This is a genomic window from Microcoleus sp. A2-C3 (assembly GCF_036706065.1).
Classification (GTDB): domain Bacteria; phylum Cyanobacteriota; class Cyanobacteriia; order Cyanobacteriales; family Microcoleaceae; genus Microcoleus.
On sequence record NZ_JAUBVX010000001.1, the window covers coordinates 33,606 to 53,717 of the forward strand.

General features: G+C 47.2%; 10 protein-coding genes. 2 read left to right on the forward strand and 8 right to left on the reverse strand.

Features of this window, described 5'->3' with window-relative positions; all coding sequences use genetic code 11:
- Positions 1–413: 413 nt before the first annotated feature.
- The 4 genes from QUB66_RS00085 to QUB66_RS00100 all read right to left on the reverse strand — a co-directional run bounded on the left by QUB66_RS00085 (position 414) and on the right by QUB66_RS00100 (position 11,944).
- Positions 414–1,460 carry a glycosyltransferase family 4 protein gene (locus QUB66_RS00085; RefSeq protein WP_265235770.1) on the reverse strand — a complete coding sequence of 349 codons (1,047 nt, stop codon included), beginning with the start codon at positions 1,458–1,460 and terminating at the stop codon, positions 414–416.
- A gap of 275 nt (positions 1,461–1,735) precedes the next feature.
- Complete coding sequence (locus QUB66_RS00090; protein WP_332965685.1) at positions 1,736–4,837, reverse strand: MFS transporter; 3,102 nt, start codon at positions 4,835–4,837, stop codon at positions 1,736–1,738.
- 500 nt (positions 4,838–5,337) lie between these two features.
- On the reverse strand, positions 5,338–10,974 hold the full coding sequence (locus QUB66_RS00095; RefSeq protein ID WP_332965687.1) for a choice-of-anchor D domain-containing protein: 5,637 nt from the start codon (positions 10,972–10,974) through the stop codon (positions 5,338–5,340).
- A gap of 142 nt (positions 10,975–11,116) precedes the next feature.
- Positions 11,117–11,944, reverse strand: a complete 828-nt coding sequence (locus tag QUB66_RS00100) for a sulfotransferase family protein (protein ID WP_332965688.1) — start codon at positions 11,942–11,944, stop codon at positions 11,117–11,119.
- Between the two features lie 256 nt (positions 11,945–12,200).
- On the opposite strand from QUB66_RS00100, the gene QUB66_RS00105 reads away from it, so the two are divergent.
- Entirely contained in the window at positions 12,201–12,398 is a 198-nt protein-coding gene (locus QUB66_RS00105) for a hypothetical protein (protein WP_332965689.1), read from the forward strand.
- Here the strand turns inward: QUB66_RS00105 and QUB66_RS00110 are convergent.
- From QUB66_RS00110 to QUB66_RS00120, 3 genes are all read right to left on the reverse strand, one after another.
- Entirely contained in the window at positions 12,375–13,229 is an 855-nt protein-coding gene (locus QUB66_RS00110; protein WP_332965691.1) for a glycerol acyltransferase, read from the reverse strand. The two genes, QUB66_RS00105 and QUB66_RS00110, sit on opposite strands and share 24 nt — an antisense overlap.
- A 50-nt stretch (positions 13,230–13,279) precedes the next feature.
- A complete protein-coding gene (locus QUB66_RS00115) occupies positions 13,280–16,771 on the reverse strand; it encodes a response regulator (RefSeq protein ID WP_332965693.1) in 3,492 nt (1,163 codons plus the stop codon).
- Between the two features lie 475 nt (positions 16,772–17,246).
- Positions 17,247–17,570: a hypothetical protein gene (locus tag QUB66_RS00120; protein ID WP_332965695.1), complete on the reverse strand. Its 324-nt coding sequence runs from the start codon at positions 17,568–17,570 to the stop codon at positions 17,247–17,249.
- A gap of 722 nt (positions 17,571–18,292) precedes the next feature.
- Here QUB66_RS00120 and QUB66_RS00125 point away from each other — a divergent pair.
- Positions 18,293–18,934, forward strand: a complete 642-nt coding sequence (locus QUB66_RS00125) for a GNAT family N-acetyltransferase (protein ID WP_265235776.1) — start codon at positions 18,293–18,295, stop codon at positions 18,932–18,934.
- Positions 18,935–19,680: 746 nt separating this feature from the next.
- Here QUB66_RS00125 and QUB66_RS00130 read toward each other — a convergent pair.
- Complete coding sequence (locus QUB66_RS00130; RefSeq protein WP_265235777.1) at positions 19,681–20,040, reverse strand: hypothetical protein; 360 nt, start codon at positions 20,038–20,040, stop codon at positions 19,681–19,683.
- Between the last annotated feature and the right edge of the window lie 72 nt (positions 20,041–20,112).

Sequence of the window (20,112 nt, forward strand, 5' to 3'; positions counted from 1 at the left end):
AGACGTAGGTTGTTTTGTTTAGCATTGGCGATCGCAGGGCCTGCGTATTTTGACTGTTGTGGGCGGATTTGGAAAAGCCCTTGGTCTGACGGGGTATCCGGTATGTCGCTCTCACATCAGTGTAATATTTTCACAGCTCTAGTCATCTATTATGCACAACCTGTAAACTCTCCTTCATCACCTAAATATCAATATTTTCTCAGATTCAACAAAATAGTGGAAAATAATTAAAATTTGATACTGTCGTATATTCGTGACAGGCGGGTGGTTTTACAGATGATGGGTAGAGTCCCAATTATTGCTGTTGCTGGGAGAGATTTTTTGCTTTTTTAAAAAGATAGAAAATAGAAAATGCTTAATTTTCTATTTTCTATCTGCGAGCCAATGTTTACTTCTAAGTTTTGAATTTGCAACTAGAGTGAAGCCAGCCGCGCTGCAAGAACCTCAATATAATGTTCGCTGTTGTGTTCTTCGAGCGCCAATTTATAACCGCATCTTGCTTGGGCTTGGGCTTCCTGGGGATTGTTTAATAGCTTTTGGATCGCCTCGCGCAAACCTTTAGCATCCCCTGAATTAACCACTGTAGCGATACCAGGATGTGCAAGATAATCAACCAACCCTTGAGTTTTCGTCACCACCACCGGCCTTTGACAGGCCATCGCCTCTAACATCGAAGTCAACCCAGCACAGAACTTATTCTCTGTAACGGTGACAGCAACTAGATCGGCATCGCGGTAGAGTTGCACCAAATCAGGCCAAGAATAGAATTTGTGTGACATATTTGCTGGCAAAGTTTCTGGGAAAGCCTTGGCCATTGCGATCGCATCCTTCGAGAAACCGCTAATCTTCACATCAACATCAAGATCAGCCGTCGCTTCCGCCAGGAGTCGATAGTCCCGCTTTTCCAGGCCCACACTAGCAATAATTGGGCGTTGCTGATTAGACGTTGAAACACCAGGGGTGAAAAAAGCTGTATCTGTCTGTTCTGGTAACATCAACAGACGACTTTCAGACACTCCCAAATTACGGAGGAAATCTAACTGAAGGCTGGCATTACTTACAAACAAGTCAATCTTGTCGGCCAATCGAAACAGTTTCATCACCAATCGGCCTCGTGGTCGATCTATATTATGGAAAAATACAGCAATTTTTGGTCGATTACGCTTAGCCCCGCAAAGTATTGCGATGGGAATACCCACATCTTCGCCAGTGCAGAAGATCGTATCATTGCTATCAAGTTGCTCAGACAGTTGGCGGGCTAGAGCCCAATTTTCCGGGCGACTAGACATTTTAGATCGTATTTTGTCGAACAATGACACCGGATGGCCTGACGGTTGATGGATAGTTGCCCCTAGTCGCTGGCTGATTCCCCACATCACATGGCGCGGAGAAAGGCCAACTTCAGCATCGTGGGCGATACTCTCTAGATTGATCGGGCGACCTAACGCTAAATGGTACATAAAATAAAATTTTAACCTGTCTAGACTATTATTCTATAAGGATAGTCCACACAGGTTAAAATTCTTAGCCTGAAACACTCTATTTTCCGTTTGTAGCTCGATTCTAGAATCGCCTTGAAACACTTATAGCCTTTGGATCTCTCATCTGAGGTACTATCCGGCATAGGGCTATGGGCATAGACCTCCGTGGGCATAATAGGGCTATGGGCCTACCTCACCACGCTTGAGAACCGCTATATTCTCTGGTTTCCCATTAACAACTGTCCGAAATATTGTTACCGGATCACGGCTAAAGCACCAGCACCTGCTGCTGCTACGGCCGAAGTAAGAGCGGTAAAAAACAGCCACCAAGAAGCAACTTCCGCTGCTTTCCGGGTTTCTTCTGCTTGTTTTTCAGCTTGAAGTTTGATGCTTTCAAGGCGAAGCTGGGCTTCTTGCTGCAAGCGTTCTGCTCTTTGCAACACTCTATTGCGGGTGACTTCAATTTGGTCGATCAAGCGGTTAGCATCGGCTTCGGAAATGTCCTCGCGGGAACTAATTAGGGCTACTAAAGTATCGCGGTTGAAATGACCTAGCCGATCGCGCAAAGCATCAAATCCGGCTTGCGGATCGTCAAATAATTGGCGCACGTCCCGCGTAATCCCTTCATAATTTAGTTCAGGGCGATCGAGCGAATTGAGGTAATCCCGAACTTTTCCGAGAATCCCGTCAATTACCGACTGAATGCCCTCCTGAATTTTCTGGATTTGCTGTGCGAATTGGTCGCGCACCGACAAAATTTGATCGACAATGCGAGCAGCTTCTGCTTCCGAAATATCCTGCCGCTGAGACAGCAGAGAAATCATAGTCTCTCGATCGATGTGCGACAGACGCTCGCCCAAGCTGTAAGCGCCGACTTTTGGGTCATGTAGCAACAGTTGCAAGTCGCGCTTGATGGCTTCGGGATTTAATTCATCCTTGCCCGTATTGCGCAAATAATCCTCTAAAATGCTCTGAAAATCCTGCACTTGGGTTTGCACCCGCTTCGCCAAACGGCGAGGCGCTTTCACGATCGACCCCAGAGTTTCCTGCACTTGGTCGATAATTTGATTGACCTGTTCCTCAGTCAAATCTTGTCTCTGAGAAAGCAGTTTTACCAAAGTATCGCGATCGACCTGAGACAGGCGGCCGCGCAGCGCTAAAGCCCCTTCTTTGGGATTTTCCATCAGTTTCGTCAAATCGCGCTGAATCCCTTCAGGATTGAGTTCTGATTTGCCAGTATTGCGGAGATAATCTGCCAGGGCGGTGGTCGTTTGGTCGTACTGATCCTTAGCTTTTTCTGCCAGTTGTTGCGGTGCTTGGAGCGCGCTGTGCCAAGTTTCCTCGGCGCTGTCGAGAAGCTCGTTTACTTGGTTTTCGTTAAGGTCTTTCCGCTGAGATAGCAATTTTACCAAAGTTTCGCGATCGAACCGAGAAGCTCTAGCTTTAAGCGCCCACATTCCCGCTTCTGGGTTGTCCAGCAGCGTTTTGAAATCGCGCTTGATGCCTTCGGGATTGAGTTCTGATTGGCCCGTAGACTGCAAGTATTCTTGTACTTTTTGCCACTGATTGTCTAGTCGGACTTGGGCGGCTTCTTGCAGGCCTTTAGCATCTGCTAAAGCGACATCTCGCGTCCTGTCCAACTCGTTGACAATCTGTTCTACTTCCTGGAAGCCGAAGTTTTCGCGGCCTCTCAGGATTTGCACAAAACTGTCGCGGGTGTAAGGAGAAAGCCGATCGCGCAACTGTTCGTAACTTGCATCGGAATCATCTAAGATTTTTTTGAAATCGCTCCCGATACCTGCTGCTGTCAGTTCCTCTTTCGGTGTCACCTTCAAATAAGTTTCCACCCGCCACTGCAAATCGCGAGCTTTTTCTTGCTCCTCGGCAAAGATCACAGTTTGCAAAACTCGCTGTCTAATTCCTTCTAATTCCTGGGAAATTTCTTTAATTTTGTCTTGGGTAAAAACGCCACGACTTGCCAAAATTTCTGCAAAATTCGACTGTTTGAGTTTTTCTAATTCGCGGCGTACAGTTCCCGGATCGGCCGTAGGATCGTAGAGCACGTCACGAAATTGGCGCTCGATCGCCTGCGGGTTCATTTGCCACGAATAAGTGTTGAGCAAGTAGTTTTCTACATCGGCACGAATTGGGCTGTAAGTTTCTGGTTCGCCTTTGACTTGAGCGGTAACTTTATCAGCTTGCTGGCTAACTTTATTTTTAGCTGTTTTGAGCTGACCGACTACTTTTTCAACATCGAAGTCGGAAATATCCGTGCGGCCCAAAACTATTCCCATTAAAGCATTGACTGCCATTGTCGTTGCTTGGGACTTCATGGTCGAGCTTTGTCCTGAATTTTGACCGCCCAGATTGCCGAGAACTTTTTCTACCCTACTTGTCAGCGTCTCTGAGAGCAAATCTCCTGATTTGGCTGATTTGAGATAGTCGATCAATTGGGCGATGCCATCTGATTTCTGGCCTTGTGTTCCTACTTGTTTCCAAGCATCTTGGAGTTGGTCTACAATCCGGTTGACATCGCGTTTTGATAAGTCCGATCGCGAACTTACTAAATCTACGAGAGTTTGGCGATCGAGATTCGGCAAATTTTCGCCCGCAATGGTTTTGAGTTGCGGATCGTTGAGTAATTTTTCAAACTCGCCGCGCATCGCTTTGATGTCTAATTCCGGCGGTTTGAGGCTTTGAATGTAATCTTCGACGTTTTCCCGCAAGCTTGTGGGGTCGATCGCGCTACCGAGTTCGTGTCCCACTGCGGCGGCTGCTGCTTTGGCTGTGGCCACTACTTGGTTGCTAGCTGCTTGCGCGCCGAGGGCTGCGGCTGCGGTGCCGAAAATCGCTTGAACGCCGGATGTCGCGGTGTTGACGACGGAACCGATCAGGGAACCCACGGTGGTGGAGCTCACCCAGACGAGAAGCGAGAAATAGGCAGCCCAGACAACTAAACCGACGATCGCACCTAAACCGGGACTGCTAATCAAGCTCAGCTTAACTGCTAGCAAGCAAGCGAAGAATAGGGCGACGGTGACGGTGATTAGCGTCCAAGTGCCGACTTTGCTGCCGATGTGGCGGACTGGGGAGCTGCTGCTATCCGAGCGGTGTTCGTCATCGTGGGATTGTCCGATATAGGAAAGACCCGCAGCTACTGATAAATTTGTTAACAACAGTTGGAAAGCGCAGGCTAGAACGACTCCAGCGATTAGGGCGATAAAAAATTGCGGCCCGGAATAGAGGAGTGCTGTTTGTTCTACTGTGCTTGTAGTTGTAGTCTGTTCTACAGGGACTTGAGCCAGCAAGAACCCGATGTTATACATTTCTGGATTTATTGGCAAATTTTGATACATAGTATATGCCTCGTTAAAGGGTGGGTGCGCGCGATCGTTGGCGCGAGTTGACTAATTTATAGTTTGAGATTCGTGCCCCCAATGGCAAGCATCGCCTTATTGACGAGCTAAAGCATCCCCCTACAGTTGGAATTGTACAAATATGTCTGCGGACTACTATCACTTTAGGCAGATTTATGGTATGTCAGTTTTGTTTAATTGGTGAACTAGACTTGTTTTTAACGCAATACAGTTCACTTAAGATTGTCCGAAGAGAGGAACGAAGCAATCGCAGTATTGATACCCCGGAGATCCCCCTAAATCCCCCTTAAGAAGGGGGACTTTGAGAAGAGTCTTGTCCCCCCCTTCTTAAGGGGGGTTAGGGGGGATCTGGCCTTAATCGCCACACATAAGACCGGCACTACGTTTGACATTTTTGTTAACACTAATTGCCATTGCCGTGTCCGGCCCCGGAGGAAACGGCATTGCCGTCTCCCTACCTTTCAGGTATTATTTGAGATTCAAACAACTCGGAAATCGCTAACACCAATTAGGCTGGCATTGACTCCAGTTAAAGAAGCAACTAATTCTCCACTTCCCTTCAACTTAATCAGCGCACTGTTATTGTCCTGAGTTATTTCTAACTGATTAAAACTCAAGCCTCCAGACAATCCGAGTAAATCTTTACCCTTGACAAAATCAGCAATCAAGTCAAATCCCTGATTAGGATTTAACACAAAAGTGTCATTTCCCAAACCGCCAACTAAACTATTATTACCCGAACCTCCAAACAAAATATCGTCACCTTCGCAACCGAGAAGCGTATCGTTACCTAAGTCTCCATAAATCGAATCGTTGCCCTTACCGCCATCGATTAAATCGTTACCTTGGCCGCCATAAATGACGTTATCTAGCTCACCGCCGCACAAAGTATCATCTCCCAGTTGTCCGAAGAGAGTATCATTACCTTGACTGCCGAGAATTACATCATCTCCTTTGCCACCGTAAATTAAATCATCTCCTTTACCGCCGTCGATAAAATCATTGCCTTCATTGCCAAAGATTAAATCATCATCTTCTTTGCCGTTAATTGAATCATTTCCCTGATTCCCAAATATCACATCTTCACCAAAACCACCAATAATGATGTCGCTACCTTTGCCGCCAAACAGGATATCGTCTCCTTTATTGCCATCAATGAAGTCATTGCCTTCATTGCCATTGAAGATATCCTTTAACTCACCGCCAAACAAGTTATCGTTGCCTTCTTTAGCATCAAAGAAATTAGGACTGTTGCTGCCAAAATAAGCTTCGTTTGCGGGAGTCCCAATTAGCAAACCACCACCATTGATAATCTTATCAATTTGTTGGTTGGGTTGGTTAAGGTTGGGATACTCAATTTTGTCGCAAATGCAGTCTGTATCCTCTTGGTTGAGAGGCGTTGGAGTCGGTACGGGTGCAGGCGTTGGAGTTGGTACTGGTGCAGGCGTAGGTGTCGGTGTTGGTGTTGGTGCGGGTGCAGGCGTTGGTACTGGTAAAGGTATAGGTTTTGGTACCGGTGCAGGCGTAGGCGTTGGTACTGGTGCTGGTGTTGGAGTTGGTACGGGTGCAGGCGTTGGTGTTGGCGTGGGAGTTGCTGTGACGGATGCCGAAATCGGGAAATCAAAGGGATTTTCGTCACTGTCATCATTGACAAATTGCAACGTACCTGTTTTATTTCCGGCTGTGGCTGTATCGACTTGAACTTGGAAAGTTGTACTCCCATTGGCGGCGACTGTTGCTGGTAAGTTTCCAACTAAGCTAAATCCGGTGGGTAAAGTTAGGTTACTCAGGTTTAAGACGGCTGTACCGAGATTTTTGACTGTGAAGGTTTTGTTGAGACTTGCACCGATTAATCCACTGCCAAAATTAATCGCACTTGTTGTACCATCAACTATATCCGTTGTGCCGTCTAATACTTGGATTTCGGGAGTTGCTGTAGCTGTGACTGATGCCGAAATCGGGAAATTAAAGGGATTTTCATCGCTGTCATTATTGACAAATTCCAGCGTACCTGTTTTATTTCCTGCTGCTGAGGTATCTACTTGAACTTGGAAAGTCGCACTACCGCCCGCTGCAACATTTGCAGGTAAGTTTCCAACTAAGCTAAATCCGGTGGTTAGCGTAGGGTTGCTGAGATTTAAAGCGGCTGTACCGAGATTTTTTACGGTAAAGGTTTTGTTGAGAGTACCGCCGATTAATCCACTACCAAAGTCGATCGCACTTATCGTACCATCAACAATATCCGTTGTGTTGTCTAAAACTTGGATTTCTGGTGCAGGCGCGACTGTAACTGATGCTGAAATCGGGAAATCAAAGGGATTTTCATCGCTGTCATCATTGACAAATTCCAGCTTGCCGGATTTATTCCCTGCTGTCGCTGTATCTACTTGAACTTGGAAAGTTGTACTCGCACCGGCTGCGACTGTTGGGGGTAAGTTTCCAACGGGGCTAAATCCGGTGGGTAAAGTCAGGTTGCTGAGGTTTAAGGCTGCTGTACCGAGATTTTTTACGGTAAAGGTTTTGTTGAGAGTACCGCCGATTAATCCACTACCAAAGTCGATCGCACTTGCAGTACCATCAGCTATATCCGTTGTGCCGTCTAATACTTGAATTTCTGGTGCAGCAGTTGCTGTGACGGTGGCTGAAATCGAGAAATCAAAGGGATTTTCATCGCTGTCATCATTGACAAATTGCAACGTACCTGTTTTATTTCCTACTGCTGTCGTATCTACTTGAACTTGGAAAGTCGTACTACCGCCCGCTGCGACACTTGCGGGTAAGTTTCCAATGGGGCTAAATCCTGTGGGTAAAGTCAGGTTGCTGAGGTTTAAGGCTGCTGTACCGAGATTTTTGACTGTAAAGGTTTTGTTGAGAGTTGCGCCGATTAATCCACTGCCAAAGTCGATCGCACTTGTTGTACCATCAGCAATATCCGTTGTGCCGTCTAATACTTGAATTTCTGGTGCTGCGTCATCGTTATTAATGGTTGTGGTTGCAGTTGCTGTAGTTATTGTTGAACTTTCCGGTGCTGGGGTTAAAGTGGGATTGGAGAGAGTGGCAATAATTGTTTCATCAGGTTCAACAAGAGCATCTCCCAAGACATCTAATGTAATGGTTTTACTGGTTTCAGTCGCCGCAAAATTGATGGTTCCCGTTGCAGTAGTAGCACCTGATGTGCCACCAATATTGTTGTAGTCGGAACTGTCCGCAGTGCCACTAAGGGCATAGTTAACTGTACTTGCTACCCCAATTCCGCCGCTACGAGTGACGGTAAATGTGACTGGTTGACTACTACTATTTCCTTCGGTTAAGGTGGCGGCTGATGTGGCAATTGCATAACTAATTGGATCGTTAGCGGCAATAGTAACAGTAGTAGAAGGGGTAATTGTGCCCGCTGTACCGCCTGTAATTGTTCCAAAATCAAGGGTTATGGTTTCGGCGTTTTCTGGGATGTCGTCGGGGTTGATGGTGGCGACGATATCCTGGGTGAGGGTAGTGGTATTGGCGAGGAAGGTAATAGATGTGGTGGAGAGGGTGTAATCTGCACCCGTCGCACTACTGCTGGCGTTGACAACAATAGGTACGGTGACATTAGCTAGGGGGACTGCTGAAAGGGTGACGGGTATCGTTACTGTGGTAGCTGTGGTGTCTTCTGTGGTGTTGTAGGTAGCCGCGCCGAAGTTAACGCTGGGTTGGTCGTCGTTACTAATAGTGGTGGTAGCATTTGTGGGAGCGGTGATGGTAGCAGCGTAACCTGTTGCAGCCGTGGGGTTGACAAGGGTGACGATGATGGTTTCGTCATTTTCTATTGTTGTGTCGCCTAGAACGCCTAATGTGATGGTTTTGCTGGTTTCGTTGGCGGCAAAGTTGATGGTGCCTGTTGTACCTGTTGCGCCGGAAGTGCCACCGATGTTGTTGTAGTCGGTGCTGTCAGCGGTGCCGCCGGTAATGGCATAGTCAACAGCGCTGGCGACTGTGGTTGCACCTGTGCGGTTGATGGTGTAGGTTCTGGTTTGGGTGCCGGTGTTGCCTTCTGCGAAGGCGGGAGTATCTACTGTAATGGCGTAGGCGATGTCGTTGTCGTCAACGGTGATGGCGGCTGTGTCGGTGGCGGTGCTGTAAGCCGTGAAGCCACCGTTAATGCTGGTGTCAGCGGTGCTGCCGTTAGTACCAGTTATTTGATCCCAAGCGCGGAAGGTGATACCGTTGGCGACTATGCCGGAGTAGTTGGGGCTTGGTTGGAAGTAGATGCGGGTGTTGCCATCGGCGGCGAGTAGGCGAGCACTGGTATCGGATACTGTACCCAAGGGGTTCCAAGTTGTGCCGCCGTTGATGGTGTATAACCAACTGCCGTTGGTGGTGTCGGCGGCGGTGATGGCTAGGCCTGCTACTGCACCAATGTCGGGGTCGGTGACATTATTTTGCCCGGTACCCATCGCAGCAATGGCAGAGATGAGAGTGCCGACTGCGCCTGTGGGTGCTAGGGAGTCTTCCAAGACGGGATTAAGAATGACGACGGTATCGGCAAGGACGGGGGCGGTGTTGATGTTGCCGTAAACATCGTTATTGTCTTGGCTGAGGCCTAAACCGTTGGCAGGGGTGTTAGCACCGGGGGTGCTTGCTTGGTTGGCGGCGGTGTTGCCGGTGAAGATGGCTCCCGATGAGGTGACGATAGGTAGCGCAGTTGGCATTCCTTGGTTGTTTCCATTGGTTTGGGTGAGGGATGTCATGGCGAAAATTGCCCCACCTTTAGCTTGACCGGTGGCCTGACTGGTGCCACCAGTAGCGTTGTTAGTGCTGAAGGTAGCGTTGTTGAGGGTTAAAGAGCCTTGGCGGATGAAGAGGGCACCGCCTAAACCAGCACCACCGCCACCATAGGTGTTACCGCCGCCGCCAAAGTTACCGCTAATACCAAAGTTACCGCCACCGCCGCCATAGCCACCGTTAGCTAGCGCACCCGCACTGCCGTCGCCACCGCCACCGCCAAATCCCCCCGGAATGTTGCCAGCACCGCCGCCGCCACCAAATCCGCCCGTGCTGCCAGAGTTGCCGCCGCCGCCGAAAGCGCCAACACCGCCCCCATAGTTGCCGTTGCCGCCGTATCCGCCAGAAACTCCAGAAGCAGAAGCAAAAAGACCGCCACCACCACCAATTACACCGTTACCGCCCATACCGCCGCCACCGGAGTCGCTGCCGTAGTAGCCGCCGGTCAAGCTGCCGCCGAGTGCCCTATTGTTACTAAAGGTGACATTATTCAACCCCACAGTGCCGTTGTAGATGAATAAAGCGCCACCCATACCAGCACCCATACCGCCGAACTTACTATCTCCCCCTTTTGCGAGTCCATTGGTGATAGTCAAATTAGAAAAATTGACAGTTCCCTGCTTGACAAATAAGGGACGAAAAGCATTCCCGCCACTAATATTATTGTTATTGCCAATAAAATCAATATTGCTGTTAATTAGGGTCAGCATTACCCCCGTAACTGTGACGTTTGTATTAAGAGTAATCGTGTCATTACCTGCTGCGACATTCGCCTGCCGAATTGCCCAACTCAGGGTATTTGCTGTCCCCCCCGTGCCGTCATCGGTTGCCACAGTTACAGGAAAATCCGCTAACACATAATCATAATCTTTCATCGCCTCCCGATTAAACGGCACGGCGGCTTCTATCTTACCCGTTGCTATTTCTAAATCCCAGTCGCCACCCTTGGCTGCATTTCCTGTTAAATTGTTAGAAGCTGCTACATCGGATTGAGTTATTTCGCTCAACTGCTTGACAAAATTCTTGCCTGTTTCTCCCTCTGCTACGTCGCATCCATAAAGTAGGATATCGCCATTTTCTGTGATGGCATTTCCCCACTGTTTAATCTGAGTTTGGAACTCGGCTAAGTCGTTCTCATTCAGTACATCTGAACCGAGTTTTACACTGCCTTCGCTACCGTGAGAAAGGATATGAACTGCTGTAAAATCCTTTTGATTTGCCAAGGCGTTAGTAATCTGTTCGATGCCGCTCAAATTGTCATTTAAAATGACAATTTGAGCGGCATCGGCATCTTTGATCAGGCTTTGATAATTTTGTACGGAAGAGTCAACGAAAATAATTTGCTTAGTCATGGTAGATGTCCTGATAATTTTTGCTTGGTCTTGTACGGGCAAACCCCCTGTGGTTGCCCGCCTTGCTGGGGGTAGGTCTGCACCATTCACTACCCCTACAAATTTGTACAATGATTTAGACGCACTGTCTAGGTTTCAGGATTTATTTAGCTTTGGCGACAATGGCACTAGCGCGGCTATTTGTGGCCTCTGTCCAAAAAGATAAACTATCAAATCGCTCAAATAAGTCTGGTGGTAAAATCGATTGTCTCTGTTTGAATTCAACTTGAGAACGCACTTCATGTAATCCTTTTGTTTTCAGTCTATTATCAAATTCCGGCTCGCTATATTGAACATTATTAAAATCATGCTCAAACGGTGCTTCACCTAAAAATTGATAAATTAGCGATATAGTTTTATCTGGCCCTTTGGTCAATAAATCGTAATCAACCAATAGGAGAGATCCACTTTGTTCGCTATAGAATGCTTCTTTCAAAGCGTTATACGCATACCCTACTAAACGCGAACCTTGGCTTAATGCCTCAGTCCGACTATAAACTGTTGCTCGTTCCGCTGGATTGTTAAATAACCGGGAAACATCAAAGGCGTTACGCCGAATCAGTAACTCGATGCTGTCCATAATCCAAGCGATGTTCCTGACACAGCAGATGACTTTCGCTTCGGGAAATAGTTCCCCAATTAAAGGTAATTTACCACACCACAGGCGATTAGTGTCGAAGATTACTTCTTTGTCAGCTTGCGGGTGATAGTAAGCTGAAAAGATGCTGAGAATTAGCTCCCGTTTTTGTTCGTCGGAAATGAACACGGAAAACTCGTTATCTTCGCTCATGGCTTCGAGCATTTGTTCTGTTAAACCACCGACAGGGCTAGTCATGGCTGCGTGAAACCTGGGGTTTTGCCGCAGGATGGCAGATAGTAGGGTGGAACCGGAGCGAGGAAGTCCTGAAATGAAATGGATTTTCTGGAGCATCGAGTTGGAAGATGTTTAAGGTTTCCAAGTAGTCGGAATTTGCCTCTAAACCTATGGTTTGGCTGTAGCTATTTGACTTGAATGCCGCAGGTGGCATTTAAGTAATTTCTGAATACAAGACAGTTCATCCAGCATCTGAGACGGTATCTGCTTGAAGATGAATGTATTGCATAACTTGACGGAATTAGTATTTAATTTTTGGTCAAATATATTCTGGGGTAAATAGCCATCAGAGGATGATGATGATAAATATACTATGGCGACTGAAAAAAAAGTGCGATCGCTGTCAATAAATAATCATGACTTCGGTCGTTGCTTTTTGTGGCGAGATGTGGTATATCGGTATTCTGCAACTAAGGCTGGGTTGGGTGGAAGTGCGATCGCCCATAAGTGCGATCGCGCCCATGATAATTTGAAATCCCTCCAATTCTCAATTACCAGCCAAACAATCTAATTGTTCCTGCATTTGAGTTGTAACTAAATCGAAACAAGCATCAACATAATCGCGATCGCCCGCCGCCTCCTTACCGTACCTCTCAAATACAATCGGTTCGCACACGCGAGTCCGAATTTGCACTGGCAAAGGCAGATGTGGCAAAGGCCCAATCCCCAATCCCCAAGGCAATCCCAAATACACCGGAAACACCACCGGATCAATGCCAAATAACCACGGCATCCCCAATTCATGCAATTGCTTAATTTCTTCGTAAAAATCCGCCAAAACTATTAAAGTGTCGTGAGCACCGTGGGATATAATTGGTACAATTGGCACTTCTTCTCGCAATGCTAATTTAATAAATCCCTTGCGTCCAGCAAAGTAGATTTTATTGCGTAAGTGATGGGGGCGGAAAGTATCTTCTGCGCCGCCCGGATAGACGAGAACCGGGACATTTTTTCGTAAAGCTGCGATCGCCATTTTCGGATGCGCCTTGATCGCGCCACACCGAACCGCCATACCAGCAATATCAGGAGAAACTTGCCAAACCGTCGGGTGCATCAATCCGTAAGCCAAGCGCTCCGTACCGTACCGATGGAACCATTCGTATAGGAACATAAACATATCAGGAGCGACAAGTCCCCCGTTGTGGGAGCCGACAACGAGCATTTTTCCGCTCGCTGGGACGTGGTGCCAGCCGTCGCTTTGGACGCGAAAATAGTAGCGGTACAGCCATTCCCAGATTGGCAGCATTAGTTGGATGAATTCGGGATTGCGATCGTCTAAGGATAAACCGTCCAAGCGAGAGGTTTGACTGTGGTTGCTGGGAGTGGATGCAGGATGTTTCATTGATTGGTGCTTAAGTGCGATCGGCAGAAAAAAGTTATCTTAAGTAATCACTAATCACAATTCAAGAGAAAAGTCAACACAGTTTCATCAATTCCCTTGAGTTTAAGCGGCTTATATTTAACAATTCGATCCTCCTCAACATAATCTGCAACCGCCGCCGAAATTAGCACAGTATTTGGTTCCGCCACCTCTTGCAAACGGGCAGCAATATTCACACTTGGCCCGATCGCAGTATAGTCCGATCGCTCCGGCCCACCAAACATCCCCACCACCGCAGTACCCTGATGAATTCCGCAGCGAAACCGCACCGGAGGCACCCCATTATCCCCAACAATTCCCTGCTCCATCCAGCGCTCGTTAAGCTCCTTGAGAGCTCGCAGCATTTGCCTTGCAGCAGCTATAGCGCGGCGTACTTGCTCATTCGGCGTTAGTTCCTCCGGCGCGCCAAAGAAAGCCATTACCGCATCTCCCACAAACTTGTCCACCGTACCACCGCTGTCAAAAATAGCCTTAGTCATTGCCGCCAAATATTCATTCAAAAGCTCAGCTACCCGGCGCGAGCGCAGCGTATTTGCCATTTCAGTAAAACCGACAATATCGCTAAACAAAATAGTAATCAATCGCGGTTCCGGGCGCAAATCCAGGGCCAAATCTCCAGCCGCTGCGGCCTTCACCATCGACGGCGGCAAAAATCGGCGCAGCACCGACTCAGTTAAATAACTGTTCAACTGCTGCACTCGGCGCTCGTTTTGTTTGAGAGCGATCAAATTCCGCACTTCTGCCAACAATTCGCGATCGTTAAAAGGCTTAGACAAATAAGCATCAGCACCCCGTTCTACTCCTTCAATCCGAGTATCTTCGTCAGCTTTCGCCGTCAGCAAAATTACCGGAGTTCCCTTCAATTCTTCATCTTGTCGAATCATCCGAATCAAATCCAAACCCGAAATTAAAGGCATCATTAAATCCGTGACAATTAAATCCGGTCTGCGGTTTTTGGCCACGGCAAATCCTTCTTGTCCGTTGCGAGCGAGCAAAACTGCAAAGCCGGAATTTTGGAGAATTTCCGACACATAAAAGCGCAAATCTGGATTATCGTCAACAACCAAAACCGTGCCGGCTGCTGTTTCTGAACTTACCGGTTGGATCGCCTCAAAACTCTCATTGGCAAATTCAGCATCAGACAAATCACCTTCCACATCTGCCAGTTCCACCGCAGCTTTTGATGAGTGAAACTCCGCAGGTATTTCTAGTACCCGTTCCGGGGGCAAGTGAGTCGAACCGAAGTGCAGCCAGACGGTAAAAGTAGTACCTTCGCCGTAAACTGACTCCACGGAAATTTGACCGCCGTGGAGTTCGACTAATTCTTTGACAAGGGCCAAACCCAAACCGCTGCCTTCGTAGGAACGGTTGGCAGAACCTTCGGCTTGGCGAAAACGCTCGAACAAATAGGGAATTTGTTCGGTGCGAATGCCGATGCCGGTGTCTTTTACTTGCAGCAAGCAATGAGCGCCTGCGGGTTCAACTGTCAGGGTGATTGTTCCGCCTTCTGGGGTGAATTTGACAGCATTTGATAGCAAGTTGTAAATAACTTTGTCAAATCTTTCAATATCCAAATAAAGTAAAGGACATTCTTGCAGTTGGGTAATTAATTGCAGTCCTTTTTTATCGCAGTAGGCGCGGAACGACTCTGCGGTAGAGTAACAGAAACTGACTAAATCGCAGGGGCGAAAACTTGGCTGCATCCGTCCAGCATCGAGTCGCTGCAAGTCCAGCAATTGATTTACCAAGCGCAGGAGACGGCGCGAATTACGCAAAGCTATTACCGCTTGTTCGTAGGGTAAGTCTTCTTGGCGGCTGCAAGCTGATTCTAGGGGGCCGATGGTTAGTGTTAGAGGTGTGCGGAATTCGTGGGAGATATTTTGGAAAAATTCGGTTTTGAGCCGATCGGCTTCTAGGAGCCGTTCTGCCTGCTGTCTGGTAGTCTGGTAGAGGCGCGACTGCTGCACAGCCAGAGCAGCTTGAGTTGCGACTATTTGAGCCAGGTCAATGTCTGAGAGTTTCCAGTGGCGGATGGTGTGATTTTGGCGCAGGGAAATGCTGCCGATGATTTGGCCTTCGGAGATTAAGGGAACGACTAACAGGGCGCGGGCTGGCGATCGCACTTGCAGTTCTGTAACATTCATATCGGGGTGTTCGTCGAGGTCTTCGATCGCCACCGGCTCTTTTGATACCATAACTTGCAGCAGCACCGGATTGCCCCGAATCGGCACCAAAGATTGCGGCAAGGAAGGATGGGCAAAAACCCAGCCACCAGCGTTCGCAGCAGCACTCTCAGCAGCAGTTTCAGGGCCAGGAGGGTTCGCAACTACCTCTGGATTGTCAATAAAACCCGGTTCTACAGCCACGATATCCCTATGTGTGTCGTAGAGCCCGACGCACTGGACGTATTCATCATCTTCTGTCCACAGAGATAGGGCGCAGCCGTCAACTTGCAAAGCTTGGCCTAGTTGTTGAGTAATGGCTGCAAAAATATTTTGGGGGTCGAGGCTCGATCGAATTGCCGTAGTAATAGTATTGACTAAAGCCTCGCGCTTGGCCAGCGCCCGCACCTTTTCGTAAGCCCTCGCTTGAGAAAGCGCCAAAGCAGCTTGGTCGGCCACCGTAATTACCAACTGTACCTCATGGTCTTGCCACTGGCGCGGTCGATCGAATTGGTGCAGCGCCAAGACTGCCATCAGTTCCATTTTATAAAACAGGGGTACCATCAAGCTCGATCGAATATTCGCAGCTTGATAAGCCTGCTGTCGCTGCTGATTGTCCCAATTTAAAACTCTCTCATCAGTTTGGGCATCTTGAATCACCTCCACATCCAGAGTTTTCCAAACCAAATCCGCCAGCAAATCCGGCGCAAGTCCAGAATCATCTAGGGGTATGGCTTCCGGCGCATGGTAAACGAACTGTTCGTCAGCCGCCCGCCCGTCTTGGAAAGGTCGCAGCAGACAGCAACTCACCTCAAACATCTGCCCTACGCTTTCCACAATTCTTTGCAGCATTTGCTGGTAATTGAGAGCCGATCGAATAGTATTGGTAACGGCATAAAGCAGCGATTCTTGCGAGAGAGCCCTACGCAATTCATTCGTGCGCGCTTTCAGGACATTGTGAGTATCAACAGCTTGACTGACAAGAACCCTGAGTTCTTCAGCATCCCAAGGCTTGGTAACGTATTTGAATACTTTGCCAGCATTAATCGCTTCAACTAAATCTTCAACATCCGTATAGCCAGTTAAAATAATTCGGATCACATCGGGGTATTGAGCCGCCGTCAGGCTGAGAAACTCCGTACCGCTCATTTTTGGCATTCGCTGGTCGGAAATAATCACAGCAACTTCTCCCGCTTTTGCCAAAATTTCAAGGGCGGCGGGGCCAGATTCGGCTCTGAGCACTTTGTAGTCTCGATGGAAGGTGCGGTAAAGCAAGTCGAGGTTATCCGGTTCGTCATCGACGATCAGAATTTTTAGCTTAGGATTTGATTGGGAATTCATGCACCGTTCTCCTGTGCCCCGGGGCAGTTCGATTTAATAAGTCTGATGAAAGGAAGAATTCGCGGGTTTCAATTGCTGAAGTCACAATAATTAGTGAATCTGAAGTTGTTGTGACTGTGCCGAAGCAAGCATCAACCTTGATGTTCGATGTCTGGGTTTTCAATTTGGAATTCTTCTGATTCATAGTTGTCTCTCGTGCACCCCAATTTTATTATTTAATGATATTCAGATAAACTCGTCTTGCGGGAAGTGTCCTTGACCTCTCACCTCTATCCTGATCGTGGAAACACGAATCTGGCACTTTTAACTGCCGTCTGGACATCTCATAATACATAGAAATAACCGTCCTGATTGTGAGTTGATTTACCAATTTTATGTGCTATTTTCGCTCCTTTGCCTGTTGTATTTGGTGTGTGAAAACTGTCTGTAGCACGATACAAGAGAGAAACAACATCTTCCCCTGTGTTTTTTCTGCCTAGATGACAGCAACTTTAACATTTCCCCTGATGATATGGCTTTCCTCTCCCGCGCCTGTGCCCCAGACTGATATTCGGGGGTGGCCCACAGACAACACAGGCGGGGAAGTGCGAGTGACGCAATTGCTGTACCATTTTAGTAAGACTGGCACTTTTTGGGCCTCGTGCAGACCTTCGAGAAGCCAATTACTGCGGCGAAACACCGCACTCTTGAGCATCCATCTGTTAATCTTAGCTAGGGATGTACTCTGTGGAAACCGATCGATCAACTCGATCGAAGTTTTGAAGGTCTCGATCGCGCGCAGCACAGTATCGCAGCACAAGACCTAGCCCCCCGGCGCAACAGGTAAGGCCAGTTCGCGAGGGGACGGGATTGCCTAGCACTGCTGAAAGCTGGGTTGTCTGGCTCTGGGGCTGGTGGCCAACATCCCACCTGCGATCATGCCCGGTATTAGTCTGGCAGATAGTTGAGTTGGTCAATTACCACTGGACGGATAAATTATATTCGATCGGGTATTTCCGCAAGCAGAGAGCGGTAGGCTTCCGGGAATCAGACGTTAAAACCTTTTTGATTGTTTTTAATAAGTTTCCCGCTACCCACAAATCTAGTATTAGGGGATAGGTTTTGATTGGCAATAAATTTAGTTTAAAATGCTGAATATTTCCAATTTACATCAGATAATAGTTAAAGTCAAGCACAAAAAAATGTGATTTAATCGAGTTCATAAACTATGCCTATAAGTTATACCATTTTAAATTTGAGATTTGAGATTTGAGATTTGAAATGACTGATGAATATCATGGTTGGGAGTTCGTCTAAAGTTACATTCTTTTTTGGAAAGTGATATTACTTAACAGTTGACAGTTGACAGTTGACAGATGAGTGCGAAGTTTTTAGGCAGGGGCTTAAATCCCCTGCCTAAAAACAATCCACCTAAAGGTGGGGGCTTAAATCCCCTGTGATGCAGGTTATCACCAGAAGTGAAATTTCTCAGATGGGCAGATCGGAACCCGCGTATAAAAATTAATATAGTGACCTGGAATTGTGAATCCTTCCTTTTTTTCCTCACCTTCTCACCAACAACAAACTCCCGGACTTTCTGGGTTTTCGATCCGGGTGGCTGCGTCGAACGACTTGACACAGCTAGCCGATATTTTGGCAATGAGTTTTCACTCCCGCGAGGGGTTTGTAGAATGGGTGTATCCGGTGTTGCGTTTGGGCATTTACGAAGATTTAAAAAATCGACTGCGTTCTAAGGCAGAACACTACATTTGTCTCGTTGCTGAGCTAGTCTCGCGGGAGTCAGGAATGCAGAATTATCGATCGCACCAAACTCAGTCTATAGCAGGAACAATAGAAATGGCTCTGCGTTCTCGATTCCCTTGGCAAATCCCGAATTCAGACTATCCTTACTTGTCAAATTTAGCAGTTCACCCAGAGTATCGGCGGCAGGGAGTTGCTCAACAATTGCTCAACAACTGCGAGGATACAGCCAGAGAATGGGGATTTTCGGAGATTTACCTCCACGTTTTGGAAAATAATCACGCGGCGCGACAATTGTACTATCAAGCCGGCTATCGCTTGCAACAGGTGGATTGGCATTGGACTTATTGGCTGTTCGGCCAGCCGCGCCGGCTGTTTTTACGCAAGCAGATTTCGCTCTCATCAACTCAGTATGTAAATTAAGCGTGAGCAATTATACCATTGTAGATTGGAAATTTGAGAATTGGGAATGACTGATGGCGATCGTGGTTGGCAACTTGCATATAGTTGCATTTTTTGGGGAAACTGGTATTATTTTGAATATCACCAATTTTACAGACTAAATTGATTCAAGGATATTCAGAAACTCGACCTTCGCCTGTTTCCTATTCTAATTCTTCCTCTTTCAATTATTACAGCTAAAGTGTTTGCTTTTTGAGCCACAATCGTGAAGCGTTGGACGTGCGTGGCTGAAATATCTGCCGAATTTCGCTGGAGCTAATTGTGATGGTGGCTGACATTAGCCTGACCTCTTCATCATTCGGCGATTATTGACTCATTGTCAGTTCCTGACGCACAGATGCGGTAATCACACCTACCAAGAACAATCGGTCGCTAACTGACAATTTTAGCGATAATTTAACTAATGTTTGAAAAGATACGTCTTTTGAATTTTCGGAAGATGTATCATTCGCACGTAGCGCAAGACTCTCATCATAACTTAATTTTTTGACTGAACTATTCTGCTCTCAAGTATTTGTTGTGTCTCTGTGTAGAAGCTCTAAAAACTTAATATCGTTGCCTAGACCGGCCGCCTCATCCTCCTCTGTATCTTCAATGACTTGTCAACGTTCTTGATAGGCATTGATTTGATGTTCAATGGCTTCTATAATAAACCTTAAATCTTTAAATGATAGATTCATGTTAGCTTACTGTCCTATAAATCACCTCTACAGGTAGTATGAGGGATCGATTTCAGAGTCATCGTCAGATGTACGTTCGGCACGAATCTCGTCCATAATTTCCTGAAAATCTGGATCGTCTTTAAACACACCCGCAAATTTCATCCAGGCGGGTTCTGAAGCCTGAATCGGTACTTCCCAGGAAATAGCTTCAATATGCTTAAGTCTTTCTAACAATGTGGTTTGAAGTTGGGTAATGGCTTCTTCCCGAGTTGCTGCTTCAACTCGACAGTGCGGAAACTCGAAAACAGAAGCAGAAACCTGTCCTGATGAGAGAGTTTCTAACAGGAGTGTCACTTTCAATTGGCTAGATGGTTGGGATTGCAATACATTTAAGCTTGTTACCATGTTTCAATCACGATTTTTAAGTGCTGTCTTGATTGTATCGCAGAAAAAAAATCCCTCACCATTTCAGGCAAG